The sequence below is a fragment of the Nostoc sp. NMS8 genome (assembly GCF_017115045.1).
Lineage (GTDB): Bacteria > Cyanobacteriota > Cyanobacteriia > Cyanobacteriales > Nostocaceae > Nostoc.
Genome location: NZ_JABXKK010000062.1, coordinates 107,870 through 129,962, shown reverse-complemented (window position 1 = coordinate 129,962; position 22,093 = coordinate 107,870). Strand labels below are relative to the sequence as shown.

The window sequence follows — 22,093 nt, the reverse complement described above, 5'->3', positions numbered from 1 at the left end:
AGTAGCGTTATTGAATAGACTTATGTGGGTAAAATATGGACATTGCACAGTAGATGACCTCTATTATGCAACGCCAGTTTTTCATGGTCTGAGAATCTTAGCTGTAACTTGTGGTGTTCTGATACCCCTTTTGGTTGACTTATAGTTTTTGACTCCTGCCCAAACGGTGAGCGGTTGTCCAACTTGCTTGTACAGCAAACTCTCTAAAATTACGCCATTATTATTAGCGGTAAGAGTTTTATTCGGCTGACGCAGAGATTCATAAAAACCGTTGTACCAGCCATCTTTTGATTTGAGGTTGCTTTGAACGAAATTAAATAACTGCTGCGTGTATGCGGTGTTATAAAGTACATGCCAGCCGATCGCAGCTTTGGCACTGAGGAATCGCAAATCGTTGTGTTTTTCTCCGGTATCTGCAATCGTTGCCCAAGGTTCTCCGTTGACAAACAGGCTGCTGTAAACGAAGTATGGAGGGCGATCTAAGTTGTCTTCGGTGACGGCGGTTAATTGTTTTGTCGCTTCATAACGCGCTACTTGAGCAGCTAAAATCCGATCGGCATAGACTTTCGGCAAAGCTTGAAACCCAGTTTCGATGCCATCTAAGATATAAGGTTCGCTCAGAACGTAATTATTGGCTCCAGAGTTTTTATAGTCGCGTTTGTCGTAAGGAATTCCCTGTCCGTAAAGGTCAACAAAGGCTGTATGGGATTGATAATCTAAGGCTTGCTTAACATCCAATCCCCATAATTTCAAACCATAGGCGGCATAATTCTCATAGCCCAAGCGACCTTCTTGGTTATACTGTTCTTTACCTTTGATGACAGCAGTACCGTACATTTGGCCATTTTTGGTTAGACGCTTAACTTGCCAATGTTTCCAAACTGCTGCTGTTTGCGATCGCATTTCTGGATACTTTGCCTCGACAATCTTCAGCCAGATTGCCATTCTCCCCAAATCGATGGCTGACCAACCAATTTCTTCGCGTTTTTCTAGTTGACCATAATTAACGGGTATAAGAGTTTTAGCGTTGTAGACCTTGTTAGGTAGTTCTCCTTTATACAAGGGGATAGACGCTAATGTATTCAACATTTTGGTCATTTTGGCATCAAATTCAGCCGCAGGCACGATATTGAGTTCTCTAGCGCTAACTAAAGCTGCGATCGCCGCTGTCTGATCCCACATACTGATAGAGGCAAAACCATCCACAGAATTGATCAAGCCAGTTTCATCATTCCAATTGCGCTGGAAGTATGACCAAGCTTGACGCGCAGTTGTTATCTCCTCTGGGGTCAGTTTTCCAACTCCCGGAGCAGTATATGGGATTATGGCTACTGTTAATTGGTTCTTAGGAATGGCTTGACCTGCCAAAACTACAGATTTCGCATCCAGATCGGCAACTATTTCCGCTCCTTTAGTATCAGAAACAGGGCTTTGGGTTTGGGGTTTCCTTGGTTGTAGCAATTGGCGGGAAGCAGTTTCGGATGTTGATATTTCTGGTTTTGCTATAGAAGTCTTGGAAAGGTGCTTAGACCAACCATTTAAAATTGCGATCGCGATTACAGCAGTAACTACTCCTCCTACAGAAGCTAGTATGGACAAGCTCTTAGGTGGCGGTTGAAAATCAGAACTCATATTGTAAATTAGCGTTGCTTGCGTAGTTTCACTAAATACATTCTTCCCAACTTTAAAATCTAACTAACATAGAACTTACGCACTCGCGACCAAAAACTAAGCCTTTGCGATTACTTCTCTACGAGGCGCTCCACGAATGCTTTGCTCGTAATGACGTAAAATCGTAGTCCGTGCGTAAGTCATGATTATTAAATGTAATTTTTGTGTAAATAATTATAGTATTACTTAGGTAGCGATCCAATGCTCAAATATTGGGGACTTCCAGAGAATAAATTACCCAATTTATTCAGATGATAAGCTGTTGCGCCTGCAAATTGCATCACAAGCATGATTAGGCAAAACCTGTAAATCCTCTCCCTTGCTCCCTGCACCCTGCTCCCCTGCCGCCTCAATGTGCAAACTATAATCACAACAGCTTATTTGGGTAAATGTGTTAGCCCAGACAGATAAGCGATCGCAGTTATCCTATAATTGTTAGTTAATCTAATTGTTCGTAGACCATATTAAAATTTCTCCTGATGAAAATTTGGAATGGACAAGTAGGCGATCGCATAAGTAAAACCCTTTACCACCATTTACCCGCCTTTCGTTGGCGTAATTTTCGCCTGTTTTTTGGGGGACAGTTACTATCAATGTCTGGGACATTTATGACCCAGCAGTTGACTATTCCTTGGCTAGTATACGATTTGACTAAATCGGCTTGGTTGTTGGGAGTTGCAGGGTTTGTACAATTTTTACCGACATTATTATTGATTCCCTTTTCGGGCGTATTGTCCGATCGCTGGAGTCGTCGGGACTTGTTAATGGTGGTGCAGATATTGGGAATCAGCGTTTCCCTGACTTTAACGATTCTGACTTTTCAGAATTGGATTACATTTCCCATCCTACTGGTACTGAGTGTTCTCAATGGTTTGCTCAAGGGATTAGATATGCCCGTGCGCCATACAATTGTCACCGAAACCGTAGGCGATCGCGCCGATTGGAGTAATGCGATCGCCTTGAATTCAGTGATGTTAAGTTCCTCGCTGGTATTGGGGCCAGCTATGGGCGGGATTTTGATTGCGACGCTAGGGGTGAAATATTGTTTTCTCTACGATACTCTCAGCTATATCCCTGCCATCTTTACGCTGCTAGCGATGCGGCTGAAAGCCAGACCCACGCTGACCCTGACGAACCTTAGCGATACTTTACAGAAATTGCGGGAGGGCTTTGAATATGTCTCCAAATTCCAGCCCATTAGAGCAATTTTATTAATGCTGGCGTTACAAGGTTTAGTCGGAATGTCTCATGTTGCGCTCATGCCCATTTTCGCCGCTAAGATTTTAAATGGGGATGCAGCTACAATGGCTCATCTAAGTACCTCAGCGCCGATTGGATCGTTGTTTGCTTGTTTTTATCTGAGTACCAGGCGAGGGATTAAGGGTTTAGAGCGTTTGATTGTAGTTTCTCAAGCCTTGATCGGGATGAGTCTGATCTCCTTTTCACTATCGCGTCAAGTTTGGCTGTCGATCGTCATACTAGTGTTTACAGGTTGCTTTACCATCCTCATGATTACCAGTAGTAATATGATTATCCAAACCCTAGTGGCCGAAGATAAGCGCGGACGGGTGATGAGTTTTTATGCTTTAGCAATGGTGGGTATGATGCCCTTTGGGAACCTGTTAGCTGGAACTTTGGCGCATAATTTTGGTGCGACTAATGCCTTGATTGTCTGTGGCAGTTTGAGTATGTTAGGTGCGCTATGCTTCTCTACACAATTGCCAGCAGTGAGCCGTTGGATCGAGCGCTAAACAAATCGCTGAATTCTGAATTCTTCTTATAAAAATGACATTGAATTACTTTTAACTCACCACTCTCACTGTCTGACTTGGTATCCATACAGTAAAAATTGAGCCAATACTAACAGTTGATTCTACTTCAATTCGACCCCGGTGGAGTTGTACAAGTTGTTTCGTTAAAGCTAGTCCAACTCCTGTGCCTTCGTAGCGGCGGCGATAGGGCGTATCGAGTTGCTGAAATTTCTCAAACAGTAATGGTAATTGTTCTTCAGGAATACCAATTCCGGTATCTTCCACTTGAAAAATAGCAGTGTCATCTTCCACCCAAAGACGTAAGGTAACGCTGCCATCCGCAGGAGTGAATTTAATCGCATTAGTTAATAAATTCCAGAGAATTTGTTCTACCCTTTCTGCATCGCCGATAAAGCGATCGCGACTGGAATCGATTTGTAAATCCAGTATGAGATTAATTTGTTCGCTTGTTGCTTTTTTTCGCAGTGACTCTACAGCATTTTGAGCAACATTCACTAAAGAAAATTCCGAAATATTTAAAGCTGTCTTCCCAGCCTCGATTTGCGATAGATCGAGGATGTGATTAATCATTTCTAATAAATGTTCTCCACTGTCGTGAATTGTTTGTAGATAACCCCGTTGTCGTTGGCTCAATTCGCCCAAAGGCCAGCGTAATAATGTCGAAGACATCCCAATCACATAAGTTAAAGGCGTGAGCAATTCATGACTGATAGTAGCGAGAAACTCACTTCTGATCCGGCTAGCAGCTTCGGCGGCGAGGAGCGCATCACGCAGAGCCATTGTGCGCTCAATCACTCGTTGTTCGAGATTTTGTTTTTCTTGGGTGAGGGTTTGCATTAACTCAGCTTGGTGAATAGCGATCGCTAATTGTTCTGCGATCGCAATTAGCAAGTTTTTTTCGCTATCATTCCACTGGTGGGGTTCATCGCAATGATGAGCAATCAGCAATCCCCACAGTTTGTCCTCAAACATAATCGGTGCAGCGAACTTAGCCCTAACTTGGCATTCCCTTAAAAAATTTAACAAACACTCTTCCAGAGCATAAGTTTTTTCGACATTATCCACAGCTAAGGTAAAGCCTTGTCGATACTTCTCCCAACACTGAGAGGTTCGGATAAAGCAATTTTTCTCCGTGTAATTCAACACCGATGTAATAGCATCTGTAGCACGGGCTTCATAGACAATATAACCACCATATTTTTGATAATCTTCTAGTAGAGGTTGATTATTTACTGATATAAAAGGTGAGTCTTTATTGTTGTTCTCGTGTATATAAAAATCGATTTCAGAAGGTTCCCTAACTGATAGTTCCATGCCTATTGCCAGTGCCGTTTCATTGAGGGGAATATTATCAGATTGGTATTGTTGACTATTGACTTGGGAACCTTCAAATTTATAAATTACTAATCTGTCTAATTCCAGAAACTCACGCACCTGTGTAATTGCCGTTGCCATAATGACAGGCAAATCCAGACTTTTGCGGATCTGCGTTGTTACCTGATTTAACAACCGCTCTTGGGAAATCTGTTTTTTTAAAGCATCTTCCACTGGCTGACAGATATAAACTGCTGGCCCAACTGGGCTTGGAGATGCTATTATTTCTTGGTTTGGCTGAGTTAGGAGATATTCTAATAACAACAGCGTAAATTGACTTTGGAGCGTGGCATCATTAGGTCTAATAATTTGCTGATAGCGTTCGAGATTTTGGTGAGTAGAAGAATCGCACTCAAATAAATCTCTCAATTCGCAGACAAAAGAAGCGATCGCCTCCAAATTAAACGTCAACTGAGCATTGATTTCTGAGTAAGTTTCTTGCCCCTCTGTTTCCCTACTTCCTTGCTCAAACGTTCCTACCAAAAGGACGCTAAACTGTTCAGAAACCACTAATGTAAACCTTTGCCTTTGCCACTTTACAGGTATGTAAACCCGCACTAACACAGCTTCTCTCAGTATCAAAACGGCACTTCCCACCGTTTGAGCCATCTGTTCTAACAACTCCCCAAGCTGATTAAATACAACAATAGGCAAGGTTCGAGAAAAGCTCAAATCAGGAAAACTAAGCATTTTCAATCATTTTGGTAAGAGAGGGCTGAATCCAGGGAAAAAAGTTTGTTTTGATTATGTACTAACCAATAACTTAAAACGGTAACACAGGATTATGCATCGTATAAGTAGCACATCGGGTGGATGGAATCAGTCAGAAGGTTTAATTTTTTTAGAACAAACTCCAGCGCCTTTCGTGTTGATTACGGCTGCTGATACCGACATTCAAACCTTGGCAGCTGCGGTTCCCAAATTACCTATAAGCTTTCCGGCATTAAGAGTCGCCAACCTGTTGCAGTTGCAGCAACAATTAAGTATAGATACTTATGGAGAGCAAGTTTTAGAACATGCCCAAGTAATTATTTTGCGCTTGTTAGGAGGACGCTCTTATTGGGGTTATGGCTTAGAAGTAGTGCAGGAAATTGTGCAACGTAATAGTAGAACCCTCATTGTAATGCCAGGGGATGACGCTTTTGATCCCGATTTAATTTCCCAGTCTACCGTGCCCTTGGCTATTGTTAACCAAATATGGCAATATTTTAGCGAAGGCGGCGTGGAAAATTTCGTTAATGCTCTGCAATTTATCTCCGATAGTTGTTTATCAACTGCATACAATCCTGCGCCACCTCAGCCGATTCCGCGTGTGGGATTGTATGAGTGGGGAGTGGGGGAGCAGGGGAGCAGGGGGGCAGGGGAGCAGGGGGGCAGGGGAGAGTTAGAACTTCGTTCATCCACTTTTGAACCGGATGAATCCACCTCAGATACTCGTTCATCCACCTTTGAACTGGATGAATCCACCTCAGAACTCCGTTCATCCACCTTTGAACTGGATGAATCCACCTCAAAACTCCGTTCATCCACCTTTGAACTGGATGAATCCACCTCAAAACTCCGTTCATCCACCTTTGAACTGGATGAATCCACCTCAAAACTCCGTTCATCCACCTTTGAACTGGATGAATCCACCTCGGAACTCCGTTCATCCACCTTTGAACTGGATGAATCCACCTCGGAACTCCGTTCATCCACCTTTGAACTGGATGAATCCACCTCGGAACTCCGTTCATCCACCTTTGAACTGGATGAATCCACCTCGGAACTCCGTTCATCCACCTTTGAACTGGATGAATCCACCTCGGAACTCCGTTCATCCACCTTTGAACTGGATGAATCCACCTCTGAACCTCAAAGCTTCCAATGCCCAATGCCAAAAGTCGGCATCCTTTTCTACCGCGCTCATTATTTAGCGGGGAATACTAAAGTAATTGATGCTTTATGCGAAGCTTTGGTACAGAAAAATTTACAACCAGTGCCAGTATTTGTTTCTTCATTGCGTGAACCAGATGTGCAAGTTGAGTTGAGTGAATTTTTCCAACCCAAAGAAGCCGAATCAATCGCTGTGCTGCTAAATACCACCAGTTTTTCTCTAGCACGATTGGAAAGTGAAACACCCCAAACCGAACTGTGGCAAAAATTAGATGTGCCTGTGTTGCAGGTAATTCTCAGTGGCGGATCAATTGAGCAGTGGGAGTCACAGTTTCAAGGGCTTTCTCCCCGCGATATTGGGATGAATGTGGCGCTACCAGAAGTAGATGGGCGGATTATTACTCGTGCTGTGTCTTTTAAAGCATTGCAAACTCGTAATCCTCATTTAGAGACAGATGTGGTAATTTATGAACCAGTGAGCGATCGCATTGAGTTCGTTGCTAAACTAGCAGCAAATTGGGCGCGTCTACGTTCCAAACCCCCCCAAGAACGGCGAATTGCCCTGATTCTGGCAAACTACCCCAACCGCAATGGCCGCCTCGCCAATGGTGTGGGACTCGACACCCCAGCTAGTTGTGTTGAAATCCTGCAAGCTTTACATCAGGCTGGGTATGAAGTAGAAAATCTACCTGCTCAAGGAGACGAGTTGATTCAACGGCTAACATCTGGTGTAACCAACGATCCAGAAGGTAGAGAATGGCTTCCAGTACACCAAAGCGTCTCTTGGAAAGAATATCAAGAATATTTCGCTTCATTACCGCCAGCAGTTCAGCAAGGTATTACTGAAAGGTGGGGACTGGGGCAAAGTGCGGGAGGCAAAGGTGAAAACTCTTCTCCCCTGCCCCCTGCACCCCGCCCCTCTGCCTCCATCCCCGTTCCTGGAATTCAACTCGGCAACATTTTTGTGGGAATTCAGCCAGCAAGGGGTTATGATAATGACCCCAGTTTGAATTATCATGCGCCGGATTTAGAACCAACCCATGATTATTTAGCTTTCTACTATTGGATTAGAGAAACTTTTGGTGCTGATGCTGTAGTTCATGTGGGAAAACACGGAAATCTAGAATGGCTACCGGGTAAAAGTGTGGCTTTATCGAACAATTGTTATCCAGAAGTAGCCTTCGGCGCACTTCCCCACCTGTACCCGTTTATTGTCAACGATCCTGGTGAAGGTTCCCAAGCCAAACGTCGCGCTCAAGCGGTGATTATAGATCATCTCACGCCGCCAATGACTCGCGCGGAACTCTATGGTTCTTTACAACAGTTAGAAAATTTAATTGATGAGTATTATGAAGCCGACAGTTTAGATCCTTCACGTTTGCCAGTGATTCGCGATCGCATCCACGAACTGGTGATCAAAGAAAATCTCCATCTAGATTTAGGAATCCAAAATGAAACAGAAATTTTTAAGTCTGAATCCTTAATTTTGAATTCTATCGGTGGCTATCTGTGTGAATTGAAAGAAGCCCAAATCCGCGATGGGTTGCACATTTTTGGGAAATGTCCCCAAGGAAGGCAGCTACGAGATTTAATAGTAGCGATCGCTCGCATCCCCAATCGCCATTCTTCAGGTATTACTCGTGCGATCGCTCAAGATTGGGGACTAGATTTCGATCCCCTCACAGCCGATTTGTCAATGACTAGTGGTGAATACTCAATAGTCAATGGCACACAATGCCGTACCTTCGGTGATATCGTCGAAGTTTTAGAAGAACACGCCGCCCTTTTAGTAGAACAATTAATAAATCAGAATTCAGAATTCAGAACTCCTCACTCCTCACTCCTCACTCCTAACTCCCCACTCAGCACTACCCTTAACTGGATAAGCGATCGCCTCCTCCCAGCCTTACAAAAAACCCCCGAAGAAATCACCCATTTATTACACGGACTCGATGGCGGGTATGTCCCCAGCGCTCCATCTGGCGCACCCACACGCGGCCGCCCAGAAGTTCTACCAACAGGGAAAAACTTTTATTCTGTCGATATTCGCGCCATTCCCACAGAGACAGCTTGGGATATCGGCAGAAAAGCCGCCGAAACCCTCGTAGAATATTACACTCAAGAACATGGCGAGTATCCCAAAACACTAGGCTTATCATTGTGGGGAACAGCCACCATGAGAACAGGCGGTGATGATATAGCCGAAGCCTTGGCTTTACTCGGAGTTCAACCTGTATGGGATGGTGCAGCGCGGCGAGTAGTGGATTTTGAAATTTTGCCCTTAGCGATTTTGGGGCGTCCCCGTGTAGATGTCACCTTGCGAATTTCGGGATTCTTCCGCGATGCTTTTCCCAACTTAATTGACTTATTCGATCAAGCAGTATCAGCAGTAGCAGACTTAGATGAACCGCCAGAACAAAATCCCCTCGCCGATGCAGTTCGCCAAGAAACTGATTTGTGGACAAGCCAAGGATTAACTATACAAGAAGCTACGGTGCGATCGCGCTATCGCATCTTTGGTTCTCGCCCAGGTGCTTACGGCGCTGGACTCCAAGGTTTAATCGAATCGCAAAACTGGACAGATGACCAAGATTTAGCCCGCGCTTACATTAACTGGAGTTCTTACGCCTACTCTTCAGGAACAGAAGTAGGGGAGCAGGGAGCAGGGAGCCGAGGAGAGGAAATTACTTCCCCCTGCCCCCTGCCCCCTGCCCCTCTGCCTCTTAATAGTCCCCAGTCCCCAGTCCCCAATACCGAAGCCTTCAAACAACGCTTGGCACAAATGCAAGTTGTCCTGCACAATCAAGATAACCGGGAACACGACCTACTCGATTCTGATGATTATTACCAATTTCAGGGTGGCTTAACAGCAGCAGTGCGTTCTCTACAGGGAAAAAATCCTCAAACTTATTTTGGAGATAATTCTATACCCGCACAACCACGCGTTCGCCAACTGAAAGAAGAAATTGCACGAGTGTATCGTTCTCGCGTAGTTAATCCCAAGTGGATTGCAGGAGTTATGCGTCACGGATACAAGGGAGCCTTTGAAATGGCGGCGACAGTAGATTATCTCTTCGCCTACGATGCAACAGCTAAATGTGTTGAAGATTACATGTATCAAGGTATAGTAGACGCTTATTTACTCGATCCAGTTGTTGTAGAATTTATTCAGCAAAAGAACCCTTATGCTCTGCGTGATATTGCTGAAAAATTATTAGAAGCACATCAGCGCAATTTGTGGGAGGATGTAGATATAGGAACATTAGAAGCTTTGAGGAACATAGTACATCAAGCTGAAGCAGTTATCGAAGAAAAATCAATGGTGTAGGAAACAAATATGGAAAATCTTGCGTATTTGCACCTAGCTTTCGCCTACGAAGACAGCACACCCAGTGAATTGGTATCCCTCAGTTCTTTGTTTAACAAAGCAGCTGCGCCAGACTGGAAAAGGCTTTCTGGTAGGGCTTGGAAGTATATGTTGCCCCTTGCTCTGTCTTTATCTATTCTTGGTGCTGTGAGCAGCGTCATGGCACTAGAAAAAGGCGATCAAGGCCCTTCTGTCAGAAATCTACAACAAAAGTTAAGAACAGCAGGTTTTTACCAAACTTCTGTTAGCCAAGTATATGACGTATCCACACAAGAAGCTGTGCGGCGCTTCCAAAAAGCCGCTGGTTTACCAGTGGATGGCATTGTTGGAGCCAGCACCCTGCAAAAATTAGAAAGTTGGCAAGCCAAAAAGTCCACAGTTGTGGCAACAACACAAACTAAAAAAACTACTGCTGTAAGCGCACAAGCCAAAAAGCCCAGCACTACTACTTCAGCTAGTTCAGCTAGTTCAGCTACCAGCAAACGCCGCAATCCCAGCTACCTTGCTAAGGGGGATGAAGGTGAAGATGTGAGAGCTTTGCAAGAACGGTTAAGAGTTGCAGGCTTTTATTACGGAAACGCTACAGGAATATTTGGCCCAATTACTGAAGAATCTGTCAAGCGGTTCCAAGATTCTTACAAATTAAGCGTTGATGGCATTGCAGGCCCAGCAACATTACGTAAACTGCCAGGAATTGGCATTGGTGATGGCGAAGAGGCTCCTAAAAAGGTAGTCAATCGAGACAAACTTCGTGTAGGCGATCGCGGTGAGCCTGTTAGAATCCTTCAAGAACAATTGATCCAAGCAGGATATTTAGAGGGAGAGCCAAATGGCTACTATGGCCCCTTTACTGCTGATGCTGTAAAGAGATTTCAGACAGCTAATTTCTTAACAGCAAGTGGTGTTGCAGGCCCAACTACGCGAGCTAAGTTATATAGCTCAGTTAATACTACTAGCAAAAGCGAATTTAATACCCTAGAAATCCAAACGCGACTACGGGAGCGGGGTTTTTATAAAGGCAAACTGAATGGTGTGATGGCAGATGACACCAAAAAAGCAATTAAGCAAGCCCAAGAATTCTATGGCATCAGTCTCAAGGATCTTAAGAGCGGACGCTTTTAACATCCGCTTTGGTGTCGTTAGTATCAGTTCCCAACTGGTTGCTTGCCTCCAGTAACAGCAAATTACGAACTGCTCAGATTCCATTTATTTGGTAAATTTGAGTAGTTTCGTCTTATTTATCTACCCAAGTCCCTAAAGCGGCATCAGCGCCCGTTGGCACTTGGGACACACTGCATGAATAGTCATTTGACAGTCTAAAAGGTGAAAACCTTCTTTTTGAGCGGTTTTTGACCCAATTTTTAAAATTGAGTCATTTTTAAACTCAATAGTTGAGTTGCATCTAACACAAATTAAGTGATGGTGGTGATGAGGATAGGGCTGGTTGATCTCATAATGCTTATGTCCCTCGCCCAATTCTAATTCCCGTAAAATTCCCATCCTGGCCATCAACTTCAAAGTCCGATAAATAGTTGACAGACTGATCCCTTCACCATCAGTTTCTAGCCGATGATAAAGATCCTCCGCACTCAGATGTTCACCTTGCGGAAGTTCTTGAAAAATGTGTAAAATTGTTTCGCGCTGGGGAGTTAAACGCCAGCCTCGGTCGTTCAATTCTGCCTTAAGTGAAGTAGTTGTGTAGACAGTCATACTAATATTTCTCAACAAATATCGTTAATTGAGAATATAACAAATCTTTTGAGCAATTTGCAACAATCATTGCCTATTGAGAATTCTTACTAAATATTTAAGAACAATTCATCAAATCTTGAGCAAAATTCAAGTAATAAGCTGTAGTGCATTTAATTTGCATACAGCTAATAATTAGGATACTTGTAACAATTGCATCCCTTGACGTTGAATTTTGCCTAAGTTAAATTTGAATTGCTTAGTTGCTTCCCACCTTCAAGATATCTGAGCAAAGATTGGGGAAAACTCTTATACAGTTTAATGCTAATTATTTGCTGTAAGCCAATAAAAGGCTTTTAACTTAGGGATCAAATCAGCCTTTTGTCCCTAGTCATTTGTCAAGTGTAGTTTTCTAATGACAAATGACTAATGACAAATGACTAACTTAGAGACTCCAAATAGTCGCGGATGAGGTTGCGGCGCTTGGGTTGACGTAGCTTTTGCAAAGCCTTGGATTCAATTTGGCGGACTCGTTCGCGCGATAAATCAAGAGCGCGACCAATTTCTGCTAAAGAATAAGGATGACCATCTGCCAAACCAAACCGCATCAAAATTACATCGCGCTCCCGGCTAGTCAAATCTGACAGAAGATGATGCAAATCTCTTTGTAAAGATTCTCGCATTAACATCTCTTCTGGAGTTACACTGTCGGTTTCGAGTAATTCGCCTAACTCAGTGTCTTTATCTTTTCCTACTTTGGTTTCCAAAGAAACTGAGCGAGGAACCCGCAACAAAACTTCTCGTACTTGGGTCGGTGTCATCTCTAACTCAGTTGCTAAATCTTCTAGAGTTGGGGTGCGACCTTTTTCTTGAGCAATTTTGCGTTGAGCCTTTTTGATTTTGTTTAACTTTTCGGTGATATGAACCGGTAGGCGAATCGTGCGACTAGAAGTAGCGATCGCCCGTGTAATACCCTGACGAATCCACCAGTAAGCATAGGTACTGAAGCGATAACCCTTAGTTGGGTCAAATTTTTCTACAGCTCGCTCCAAACCTAATGTACCTTCTTGGACTAAATCCAATAATTCCAAACCACGATTTTGATACTTCTTAGCAACAGACACAACTAAGCGAAGATTCGCCTTAATCATGTGTTCTTTTGCTTGGAGTCCTTGGGACTGAACTTGCTCCAACTCTTCTACAGTCAACTTGGCGATTTCAGCCCAGCGACGTTTACCATCTGCCAAAGTTGGCCTAAGATCGGATAAAACTATATCAGCAGTAGCAGCCCATCTTTCCAAAGACGGCCGATGTCCTAGTTCGGAAGTAAGACGTTCTTGAACTTCTATTAACCGAAGATAGGGCATAATCACTTCATCCCCTTCCTTGGCGGCCTTAGCAAGTACTATCCGCATCCGCAAGTAACGTTGGACTTTTTGAGCTTCTGAAACCTCTTCATCACGCCCCAACAAGCGAACCCGACCAATTTCTTGAAGATATAAACGTACTAGGTCTGTACTCCGACGGTTAGTGCTAGCAGCAAAGTTAGCATTGTCAACAGAAGCCAGTTCTAGCTCCTGTAGGTCATCTACCGATAACTCACTGTCATCAACCGTGAGATCCGAGTCCAAAGCCTGACGGGACTTTTTGGTGTTGTAGGGGGCGTCTGTATAAAAAGATGTTGCTGGCATAAAGATCGTCTCAATGGCTCCAGGTAACAATAGATTTCGGTCAGCTTAGATTACGGTCAGCTATTCAACTGTTGCTATTGTTCCCGTGATTAACGATGAACTAACATGGTTGAAGGTTCCATTACAATTTTTTTAGAAATTAACTGTAATGGTTTTATTGGATACAGTATTACTGAACTTAATCGGCTGCTAAATTTTTGATTCAACCAATAGCTATTTCAATCCACAGCTAGGCTTTCAATATTTCAACTACTTAGTTAATATTTCAACTTCGATGGCTTTTGCTTGTAACTTTTGTAACACAGTATAAACATCCTTCAGTGAATGTCATCTTTATAATTGGCATAGTCACATTTACATGCCCACAAAAGTAATATCCTGACGATTTACCAATTTTTTCTCAGGATTATTCAGGTATAAGTAGAACTAATAGATATTGAGGAAGTGATTAGTATTAACGGCAAAAATTCTCTAAATACGGAGATAGAAGATGTGGGGAAGTTATTAAATACTCTTTTAGTGCCGTACTAACTTGTCAGTTTCAACAAGAATCGGCGGAAATCTCATCTCAACTGTATTTAATACTGTGTAGGTTAAGAAGATTTGTAGCGACTGTGTTAAAAGTCAAGCGATCCTCAACAAAAAACTAGGGCTAGGAGAATTGACGCAACTGGGAAACGCTAGGCTAGATTCGGTGGTGGCAGCTAAGGGCACAAAGATTTATCGTTAACTTTTTGAAGAAGAATTCAGAAGTCAGAATTCATGAGCGGAGCCGGAGATGCTCCGCCTCCGGTCAGAATCAAGATGCGACTCGAAAATACTCGCTATTGCAGACTCGCTCAGAGCCGTTGCCATGCCATTGGCGTTCGCGAATAGCGTGTTGCAGACAAGATTCTCGTTCGCGTTAGCGTCTCCGTTCGCGCAGCGTCTCCGATAGGAGAAGGAGAAGAGAAGGCTTTACACTGCGCTATCCGCTAGTTATACAGAATACCCAACTGAATTCTGACTCCTGAATTCTGTTTGATAAATCAACTCTTAATAGTCATTGTCAGCCACACAAATACCTTTACATTTAATACCGTTCGTAGCGGTGCGCTGACAATGAGAACATAGAACTTTTTCGTTTTCTGTTTCTTGATTTGTCTTTATACTAGTGCTTGCCGTGAGAAGGTCTTTTTCGGCATGGAGCTTTATAGTCATAACAATAGAATAATTTTTTGCAGTTTACATCTTAATAAGTGATTTACAAGCGATTGTACAGTATACACCTCATACTACTGTTTGTTTCGAGTTGGGCAGTCTACCTCCGTCCTCTAACCGATCAAAAAATAGTAGTGTCCCTTGACGCACTAATACTACACATACTACAAATAGGTATTAATACAAAAACTTTCATCAAAGGCAAAATTAAAAGTTTTGATAAAAAAGAAAAACATCTTCTACCTAGAAGCTAATTTAGAGCGATGTCCGGCGGCGTTGTTATTGGATGTTGATCCTGTGAAGTTGGTGCGGGGACGCGGTGCGAGGCTAGAACAATATGTAAGCGATCGATCATGGAAGCAATTATTTTTGTAGGAATCCAGGGAGCAGGTAAATCTACTTTTTATCGCGATCGCTTCTTTAATACTCACATCCGCATTAACCTTGATATGCTCAAAACCCGTCATAGAGAGCAAATTTTTCTTCAAGCTTGTTTAGAAGCTAAACAGCGGTTCGTTGTGGACAATACTAACCCGACTGTGGAAGAAAGAAAACGCTATATTACTCCAGCAAAAGCGAAAGGTTTCCGGGTTGTAGGTTACTACTTTCAGTCTCAACTCGAAGACTGCAAGAAACGAAATAGCCAGAGACCTCCTGAAGAAATCGTACCTTTGGTTGGACTGTTAGCAACGTATAAAAAGCTGGATTTACCTAGTTGGAGCGAAGATTTTGATGCACTTTATTCGGTGAAAAATGACTTAAGTAATTCATTCGTTGTTGAGGAATTGAACCGTGAAATTTGATGAACTTGATAGCAAAATGCGGGTGTTTGAGACAGCACACGATCATTGTGTGCTACCTGGACTTTACATAGTTGCAAGATTAGATGGACGCAGCTTTACTCGCCTGACAAAAGAAGTGCATCAATTTGAGGCTCCCTACGATATTCGTTTTCGAGATTTGATGCTTGCTTGCAACTGTCGAACATTTGTTCAACTGTGGGTTAGATATCACCTATGGTTATACCCAAAGTGATGAAATTTCTCTACTATTTGCTCAACAAGAAAACACTTTTAACCGAAAAGTAAGAAAACTAAATTCGGTTTTAGCAGGTGAAGCCAGCGCCAAATTTTCTTTATTATTAGGTGCTATTGGCTGCTTTGACTGTCGCATTTCGCAGCTTCCTAATATAGAAGAAGTAGTAAATTATTTTCGTTGGCGCAGTCAGGATGCCCACAGAAATGCTCTCAATGCTCATTGTTACTGGTGTTTGCGTCTAGATGGCAAAAGTGCAACTGAAGCAACCAGCATGATGAAAGGGTTATCTGTTGCCGATAAAAACGAACTATTATTCGAGTATGGGATTAATTTTAATCATCTGCCCAATTGGCAAAAACGAGGTGTGGGACTGTATTGGGAAGAATACAAAAAGCAGGGATTCAACCCGATCAGCGGTGAAACTATCCCAACGCTACGGCGACGCATCAGGCAAGATTTGGACTTGCCAATGAAGGATAAGTACAGCAAATTTATTGCCAAATTTTTGAATAATCCGGGCGATTTCTAAGATACTGTTGGCGAATAAATGGGGGGTAAAAGCTATCACCCCATGAAACAAGGAGTTCTACTCGCTAGGTCTAGGCATATCTTTACAAAAGTGAAATATTTTTTACTACACTATTCCTGACAATTTCAGAATCTCACCCGAATGGGTGAGAAACAATTCAACCAATCGGGTGAACTAAACGCAGGAGGTTAACGTTTATAACAAAAGAGACACTGTTAATAGAAGAAAAAATTAATTCAATCGCACCTACCTAATTAACTTAAGTAAGGATAAAGCTATGAAACTTGCAACTTTGATCAATTCTGGAATTCTGATTGCTTCAGTTGCTCTCACATCTGGAATTGCTAACGCTCAACCAGCCACAAATAACAACTACGGTAGTGCTAGTGTTACCAGTGATGCAAAGAAGGAGCCAATAAAAGCTGCAATCAATTCTAACACTTTATATAGTAATTCCACGACTAATCATTATCTCCAACCCTTCAATCTTGTTTCTCTTGCTTACCAAGGTGGTTTGGAGCAGCAGGGCATTCCCAGTGCAGGAACTCTAATCTTTGAACGCCAGAACCGAAAGATTCTTGCGGAGGATTTAGTTAGGGCTGCTGTCAGTGCTAACAAATTACCACCACAATTTTTGAACGATCAAAATTACCTGAGTGCTGTCAGATCACAGTTAACCTCCTTATCTAGAGATTTCTCTAACTAAGTACATGTCACTGTAAAAGGTGTTCGGAAATATCGAGGGTTGATGTTGAGTTTTACTACGTTCCACTCAACCCTTTCCCTATCACGTAAAATAACCCTATTGCCGATAAAGGAATGGGGTTTTTATTGATGTATATGCGTAGGCGTAGTCCGCTGCAGGCATCGAACATTATTTCAAATGGAGGTTAGCGGACTCGAACCGCTGACATCCTGCTTGCAAAGCAGGCGCTCTACCAACTGAGCTAAACCCCCATAAAATTAAAATAGTAGATAACTTTTATTGTCGTTGCTATTGTAACTTATATTGTGTAATTACCAAAGGGATGAAGCCAGAAAAGCTCCAAGTTGTCGCAACACTGTATAAATTTGTCAAACTGCCAGATTTTGCCCAGAAACGAGATCCTCTACTATCTTACTGCCAAGAGCAAGGTGTCAAGGGGACAATTTTGCTGGCACTAGAGGGGATTAACGGTACAATTGCTGGTTCGCGCCAGGCTATTGACTCTGTTCTCCGGTTTCTGCGTTCTGACCGTCGTCTAGCAGATATAGAATCCAAAGAGTCCTATACTGAAATCCCACCCTTTGAGCGGATGAAGGTGCGGTTAAAGCAAGAAATTGTGACTTTGGGGTTGCCGGAAATTGATCCAAGTGAGCAAGTTGGCATTTATGTCAATCCCCAAGAATGGAATGATTTAATTTCCGACCCAGAAGTAACCGTGATTGACACCCGTAATGATTATGAGGTGAATATCGGTACTTTCCAAGGGGCGGAAAATCCCCAAACTGAATCATTCCGGGAATTTCCCGATTATGTGCTAAATAATCTCGACCCAACTAAACACAAAAAGGTTGCTCTGTTTTGTACAGGGGGCATTCGCTGTGAAAAAGCCTCATCTTTCATGCTTGCCCACGGCTTTGCAGAAGTTTATCATCTCAAAGGTGGCATTCTGAAGTATTTGGAGGAAGTTCCAGCACAAGAAAGTTTGTGGGAAGGGGAATGCTTTGTTTTTGATGAGCGGGTAGCTGTGAGTCATGGGTTAGAGGAAGGGAGTTGTGAGCGGTGTTTCTGTTGTGGACGTCCGATTTCTGAGGAAGATAAAGCGTCTCCCAAATATGAGCAAGGTCTCTCTTGTCCCTATTGTTTTGATAGCCTCACCGAAGAGAAAAGAGCGCGTCAGCAGGCAAAATGGTGTCATTACCAAACCCAAATTGGTAACAAAAATCAGGATTTGAGTTGAAGAATAATTCATAATTCAGAAGTTTCCGTCAAGGATAATTCGGAATTTAAAGGCAAAATAACTGTAAATATAGTACCGACTTCAACTTGGCTGGTGACACTGATTTGACCTCTATGGGCATCAACGCACCTTTTAACGATTACTAATCCCAATCCAGTACCCTTAATTGCTTTGACATTTGAGCCTCGGTAGAATGATTCAAATACTCGAGGTTGGTCTGCTTCGGGAATGCCCATACCTTGATCTTGAATATAGAAAATTGCTACTTTTTCAATCGGATCGCATATTAAATCAAACTGAATCTTGCCACCTCTGGGAGAATATTTAAGCGCGTTTGAGACAATATTTGCAAACAGATAATGTAAGAGTATTTCATCCATGACAGCAGACGTATTGTCGCTATGACAGGTAAAAATAATTTCATATACGTTGCTTTCAATAATTGAAAAATCTTCGATTAAGTCTAGACAGAATTGCTCTAAATTAAGGGGAGTAGGGTTATATATGAGTTTTTCTGCTTCCGCTCTACCCATAAACAGCACTTCTTCCATGAGCTTTTCCATAGATTGCACAGCACCTTGAATTCGCTTTAAATAAATGCCTCTTTTTACATCGGTCAAATTTGCTCCTTGCATTTCTATGAGTTCTACTGCCGTTTGAACAACAGTCAGAGGATTACGAAACTCATGAGATACAGTAGAGATAAATAATGACTTTAGACGGTTAAGTTCTTGTTCCTTCTCCAATGCTTGCTCTAGCAATTTGGTTTGCCGTCGTTCGCTAAGATCCCAGAAAACAACTACTACACCATTTATCTGGTCAGGTCGTCCCTTTATTGGTGAAGCACTATCACCAATTGGAATTCTTTTGCCGTTTTTTGTAATTAGAGATGTGAATTCCCCTAAATAAGCAACTTGTTGCTCGCGCAGCACTTTTGTCACAGGGTTTTCTAATGTCGTCTCTGTCACTTCATCGACAATAGGGAAAATTTTTGCCGCCTCATTTCCTAAAGCATCTTTTTGCTGCCAGCCAGTCAGTGCCTCAGCGGCAGGATTCATAAATGTCACTTTTCCCTGCTCATTTGCGGCAATTACGGCATCACTCATTGAGTTTAAAAGGGTTGCTAACTGATCTCGATTCGCCCGTAGTTCGCGTTCTAACTGGTGTTTTAAAAGACCGATTTCGATCGCTATTCTTAAATCTTTTGTAGTAAATGGTTTAACGATATATCCGAAAGGTTGGGTAATTTTCGCTCTTTCTAAAGTATGCTCATCGCCATAAGCGGTTAAATAAATTACAGGTACATCTAACTGCTCGCGAATCTGAATAGCAGTAGCAATCCCATCCATCTCACCTTTAAGAATAATATCCATTAATACTAGTTCTGGTTGAGTTTCCGATGCTTTAGCAATGGCAACTTTTCCAGATGAGGCGGTACCTGTAACAATGTATCCTAGTTGACTCAGTTGGCTGGCAATAGTTCTAGCCACAATCACTTCATCTTCAACGACTAAAATCCTAGCTTGACCCATTTGATATTTACTAATGCAAAGTGAACTGCGTGAATTTGATTTTGAATACTGTTCCATGATTGCGTTCTAGAGTGATATCGCCTTCCAGTTGTTCTGTAACCAAGTCATGTACTAACGATAGACCTAAAGAATCAGTATTTCTCCAATCTAAATTATCTGGTAAACCAATTCCATTGTCTCGGATAGTCATTTCGATATTATTGCCAGCATTACGTAAAGCAATACTGATTGTGCCTACTTGTTGATCGGTAAAAGCGTGCTTGAGAGCATTGGAGATTAATTCGTTAATCACCAATCCACAGGCAATGGCTTGATCAACATTCAAACTCAATGGATCTATATCAGTTTCTAAAGCGATTCTATTAGGCCATATTTCATAGGAAATTAGTAAGCTTGCAGCCAAATTGTGGATATAATCAGCAACATCAATTTGTCCAATATTAGCTGAAGTATACAAATTTTTATGAATTAGAGATATTGATTCAATTCGATTTTGACTTTCTCGCAGAACTTTGATGACTTCTGGATCTTTGAGTGTTTGTGACTGAAGTTGTAATAAACTAGAGACAATTTGCAAATTATTTTTAACTCGATGATGAACTTCTTTTAAGAGAACTTCTTTTTCAGCTAAGGCAGCTTTTAATTTGACTTGAGCTTTTTGTCTTTGAACAAGTTCAGTTTGAGCTTGCTCTAAAATGCTAGATTGTTGAATTGCGATCGCTAATTGGACTGTCAACTGATCGAGCAAATCTAATTGATTTTCTTCCCAATCACGAAAACCAGAGCATTGATGAGCAACCAGTAAACCCCAAAGGTGAGAGCCAGGGTTTTGAGAGCCTGCTTCTAGTAAAATGGGCACAACTAAATTTGCTTTCACCTCAAACCGTTCTAGCAGGCGAATATGGCAATCAGTTAGTCCAGCTTCATAAATATTAGCGATCGCTCGCTTGCGTCCTTGATGATACTCTACTCCTGTGCCTGTTTGAAAACACGTATCATGAATCTCTACGCCCAAAGAAACTGTCCATCCATCTTCCACCGATTCTGCCATAATTGTGCCGATCATCTCTGAGTCAAACTGATAAACTACTACTCGATCGACACCAAGTAAATCTCGTACTTCTTGAACTGTTGCATTCAGAATATCTTGAAGATTCAAAGATTGACGAATTCGTTGAGCAACAGTTCGCATTAATTGCTCCCGCTCGGCTTGAGCTTTTAGAGCTAGTTCAGTTTGCTTACGTTCTGTAATGTCTTGCCCAATACCGATAATTTGACCATTTGAAAGGTAAACATTAGTCCAAGATGTATCTAATAAACGACCATCGCGCACCTGAGTTTTAAAGTCACCCCAATTACGTTGTGCAGACTGAATAAAATTAATTACATACTGTCGATATTCAGGATTAGGATATAACACTTCCAATACATCACGAGTTTGGAAATCTTGAAATTGCCAACCAAGAATATTTTCCCATTCTTGGTTCACCCACTGAAGTTTACCATTAGCATCAAAAAGGGCAATCATTAAAGGTATATTCTCAAAAATTGTCCGCAAAAACTCATTTTGCTCTTGGAGTTTTGTTTCAATATTTTTGCGGTCATTAATATCATTAAATACTGTTAAAATTGCTAATTCATTATTAAAGGTTAAATATTGCAATGAAGCGATCGCCCAGAAATGAGTTCCATCTGCCCTTTTTAATTTAAGTTCATAATTATGAATAAAGCCCTGTTGATTAAGAATCTTTAAAAGTGCTTCTAAATCTGCCAAATCATGATATAAATCTAAAAAAAATTTACGATTAACTAAATACTCTGGAGAAAGCCGAAATGTTTGAAACAATTGTGTATTAGCGTATAATATTAATCCATCAGACACACGCGAAATAGTGAATGGAACAGGAATAGCTTCAGAAATAACTCGAAACCTAGCTTCACTTTCTTGAAGAGTTTTTTCTATTTGTTTGTGTTCTGTAATGTCTCTTATATTAACTAAACGAGCATTACAAGTGCTATAGTCTATTGTCTGTGTGAAAATTTCAACATCAATAATCTGTCCGTCTTTTCGCCGATGTCGCCATTGTTTCACAAAATGTAAGTTAGAGTGATTTTGTTCTAAATATTCCAGCAATAGAGAGACATCTTCGGAAGGGCGAATGTCAGTTATTCGCATTTGCAAAAACTCTTCTCGTGAGTAGCCGTAATGGAGAACAGCAGCTTCATTTACATCTAAAAATTGTAGATCATTCTGGTCATATACCCACATTGGGTTAGGATTTTTAGAGAAGAGGAGATTAAAACTCTTTTGACTTTCATTCTCAGGAAATAGCATTGGTGATTTTGTGACAAAATTTTTGTTAAATGCCAGATTTAATTTGTGGAAATTTAAAAAATTGAGTTTTTGTAAAA

General features: G+C 41.9%; 15 protein-coding genes and 1 tRNA gene. 9 read left to right on the top strand and 7 right to left on the bottom strand.

Annotated elements, in window-relative coordinates; genetic code table 11:
* Nucleotides 1–81 precede the first annotated feature (81 nt).
* Complete coding sequence (locus tag HWQ39_RS11280) at nt 82–1,632, bottom strand: DUF3131 domain-containing protein (RefSeq protein WP_292844225.1); 1,551 nt, start codon at nt 1,630–1,632, stop codon at nt 82–84.
* Nucleotides 1,633–2,150: 518 nt separating this feature from the next.
* On the opposite strand from HWQ39_RS11280, the gene HWQ39_RS11275 reads away from it, so the two are divergent.
* A complete protein-coding gene (locus tag HWQ39_RS11275; protein ID WP_292844223.1) occupies nt 2,151–3,422 on the top strand; it encodes an MFS transporter in 1,272 nt (423 codons plus the stop codon).
* 51 nt (nt 3,423–3,473) lie between these two features.
* Here HWQ39_RS11275 and HWQ39_RS11270 read toward each other — a convergent pair whose 3' ends face one another.
* Nucleotides 3,474–5,507 (bottom strand): GAF domain-containing sensor histidine kinase, encoded by a 2,034-nt coding sequence (locus HWQ39_RS11270; protein ID WP_292844221.1) that lies wholly within the window; start codon nt 5,505–5,507, stop codon nt 3,474–3,476.
* Nucleotides 5,508–5,601: 94 nt separating this feature from the next.
* On the opposite strand from HWQ39_RS11270, the gene cobN reads away from it, so the two are divergent.
* Both cobN and HWQ39_RS11260 read left to right on the top strand, forming a co-directional pair.
* Nucleotides 5,602–10,020: a cobaltochelatase subunit CobN gene (cobN, locus tag HWQ39_RS11265; RefSeq protein ID WP_292844219.1), complete on the top strand. Its 4,419-nt coding sequence runs from the start codon at nt 5,602–5,604 to the stop codon at nt 10,018–10,020.
* A 9-nt stretch (nt 10,021–10,029) separates the two neighbouring features.
* Nucleotides 10,030–11,181, top strand: coding sequence for a peptidoglycan-binding protein (locus HWQ39_RS11260; RefSeq protein ID WP_292844217.1), 1,152 nt, complete (start codon nt 10,030–10,032; stop codon nt 11,179–11,181).
* Between the two features lie 132 nt (nt 11,182–11,313).
* Here HWQ39_RS11260 and HWQ39_RS11255 read toward each other — a convergent pair whose 3' ends face one another.
* Entirely contained in the window at nt 11,314–11,769 is a 456-nt protein-coding gene (locus HWQ39_RS11255; RefSeq protein WP_292844215.1) for a Fur family transcriptional regulator, read from the bottom strand.
* Between the two features lie 419 nt (nt 11,770–12,188).
* A complete protein-coding gene (sigC, locus tag HWQ39_RS11250; RefSeq protein WP_292844213.1) occupies nt 12,189–13,439 on the bottom strand; it encodes an RNA polymerase sigma factor SigC in 1,251 nt (416 codons plus the stop codon).
* A 1,416-nt stretch (nt 13,440–14,855) separates the two neighbouring features.
* Here sigC and HWQ39_RS11245 point away from each other — a divergent pair.
* From HWQ39_RS11245 to HWQ39_RS11225, 5 genes are all read left to right on the top strand, one after another.
* Nucleotides 14,856–15,014, top strand: coding sequence for a hypothetical protein (locus HWQ39_RS11245; protein WP_292844211.1), 159 nt, complete (start codon nt 14,856–14,858; stop codon nt 15,012–15,014).
* Entirely contained in the window at nt 14,993–15,442 is a 450-nt protein-coding gene (locus HWQ39_RS11240; protein ID WP_292844209.1) for an ATP-binding protein, read from the top strand. The genes HWQ39_RS11245 and HWQ39_RS11240 overlap by 22 nt, the downstream gene beginning before the upstream one ends.
* Before the next feature lie 16 nt (nt 15,443–15,458).
* Nucleotides 15,459–15,674: a tRNA(His) guanylyltransferase Thg1 family protein gene (locus HWQ39_RS11235; protein ID WP_292844422.1), complete on the top strand. Its 216-nt coding sequence runs from the start codon at nt 15,459–15,461 to the stop codon at nt 15,672–15,674.
* Complete coding sequence (locus HWQ39_RS11230) at nt 15,607–16,206, top strand: tRNA(His) guanylyltransferase Thg1 family protein (protein WP_292844207.1); 600 nt, start codon at nt 15,607–15,609, stop codon at nt 16,204–16,206. Before HWQ39_RS11235 ends, HWQ39_RS11230 begins: the two co-directional genes overlap by 68 nt.
* A gap of 277 nt (nt 16,207–16,483) precedes the next feature.
* Nucleotides 16,484–16,912, top strand: a complete 429-nt coding sequence (locus HWQ39_RS11225) for a hypothetical protein (protein ID WP_292844205.1) — start codon at nt 16,484–16,486, stop codon at nt 16,910–16,912.
* A gap of 178 nt (nt 16,913–17,090) precedes the next feature.
* Here the strand turns inward: HWQ39_RS11225 and HWQ39_RS11220 are convergent.
* A tRNA-Ala gene (locus HWQ39_RS11220) sits at nt 17,091–17,163 on the bottom strand.
* A gap of 71 nt (nt 17,164–17,234) precedes the next feature.
* Between HWQ39_RS11220 and HWQ39_RS11215 the strand changes: the two genes are divergently transcribed.
* Nucleotides 17,235–18,149 (top strand): rhodanese-related sulfurtransferase, encoded by a 915-nt coding sequence (locus HWQ39_RS11215; RefSeq protein ID WP_292844203.1) that lies wholly within the window; start codon nt 17,235–17,237, stop codon nt 18,147–18,149.
* Between the two features lie 8 nt (nt 18,150–18,157).
* Here HWQ39_RS11215 and HWQ39_RS11210 read toward each other — a convergent pair whose 3' ends face one another.
* The gene (locus HWQ39_RS11210) at nt 18,158–19,681 is read right to left on the bottom strand and encodes an ATP-binding protein (RefSeq protein ID WP_292844201.1); all 1,524 of its coding nucleotides are present in this window, start codon (nt 19,679–19,681) and stop codon (nt 18,158–18,160) included.
* 10 nt (nt 19,682–19,691) lie between these two features.
* Entirely contained in the window at nt 19,692–22,016 is a 2,325-nt protein-coding gene (locus HWQ39_RS11205) for a PAS domain S-box protein (RefSeq protein WP_292844199.1), read from the bottom strand.
* Nucleotides 22,017–22,093 lie beyond the last annotated feature (77 nt).

What these genes read in the sequence shown, in the direction of transcription:
- HWQ39_RS11215 (WP_292844203.1), top strand. Translation starts at nt 17,235, where the DNA reads ATGAAGCCAGAAAAGCTCCAAGTTGTCGCAACACTGTATAAATTTGTC.
- HWQ39_RS11235 (WP_292844422.1), top strand. Translation starts at nt 15,459, where the DNA reads ATGCGGGTGTTTGAGACAGCACACGATCATTGTGTGCTACCTGGACTT.
- cobN (WP_292844219.1), top strand. Translation starts at nt 5,602, where the DNA reads ATGCATCGTATAAGTAGCACATCGGGTGGATGGAATCAGTCAGAAGGT.
- HWQ39_RS11280 (WP_292844225.1), bottom strand. Translation starts at nt 1,632, where the DNA reads ATGAGTTCTGATTTTCAACCGCCACCTAAGAGCTTGTCCATACTAGCT.
- sigC (WP_292844213.1), bottom strand. Translation starts at nt 13,439, where the DNA reads ATGCCAGCAACATCTTTTTATACAGACGCCCCCTACAACACCAAAAAG.
- HWQ39_RS11270 (WP_292844221.1), bottom strand. Translation starts at nt 5,507, where the DNA reads ATGCTTAGTTTTCCTGATTTGAGCTTTTCTCGAACCTTGCCTATTGTT.
- HWQ39_RS11275 (WP_292844223.1), top strand. Translation starts at nt 2,151, where the DNA reads ATGAAAATTTGGAATGGACAAGTAGGCGATCGCATAAGTAAAACCCTT.
- HWQ39_RS11260 (WP_292844217.1), top strand. Translation starts at nt 10,030, where the DNA reads ATGGAAAATCTTGCGTATTTGCACCTAGCTTTCGCCTACGAAGACAGC.
- HWQ39_RS11240 (WP_292844209.1), top strand. Translation starts at nt 14,993, where the DNA reads ATGGAAGCAATTATTTTTGTAGGAATCCAGGGAGCAGGTAAATCTACT.
- HWQ39_RS11210 (WP_292844201.1), bottom strand. Translation starts at nt 19,681, where the DNA reads ATGGGTCAAGCTAGGATTTTAGTCGTTGAAGATGAAGTGATTGTGGCT.
- HWQ39_RS11205 (WP_292844199.1), bottom strand. Translation starts at nt 22,016, where the DNA reads ATGCTATTTCCTGAGAATGAAAGTCAAAAGAGTTTTAATCTCCTCTTC.
- HWQ39_RS11255 (WP_292844215.1), bottom strand. Translation starts at nt 11,769, where the DNA reads ATGACTGTCTACACAACTACTTCACTTAAGGCAGAATTGAACGACCGA.
- HWQ39_RS11225 (WP_292844205.1), top strand. Translation starts at nt 16,484, where the DNA reads ATGAAACTTGCAACTTTGATCAATTCTGGAATTCTGATTGCTTCAGTT.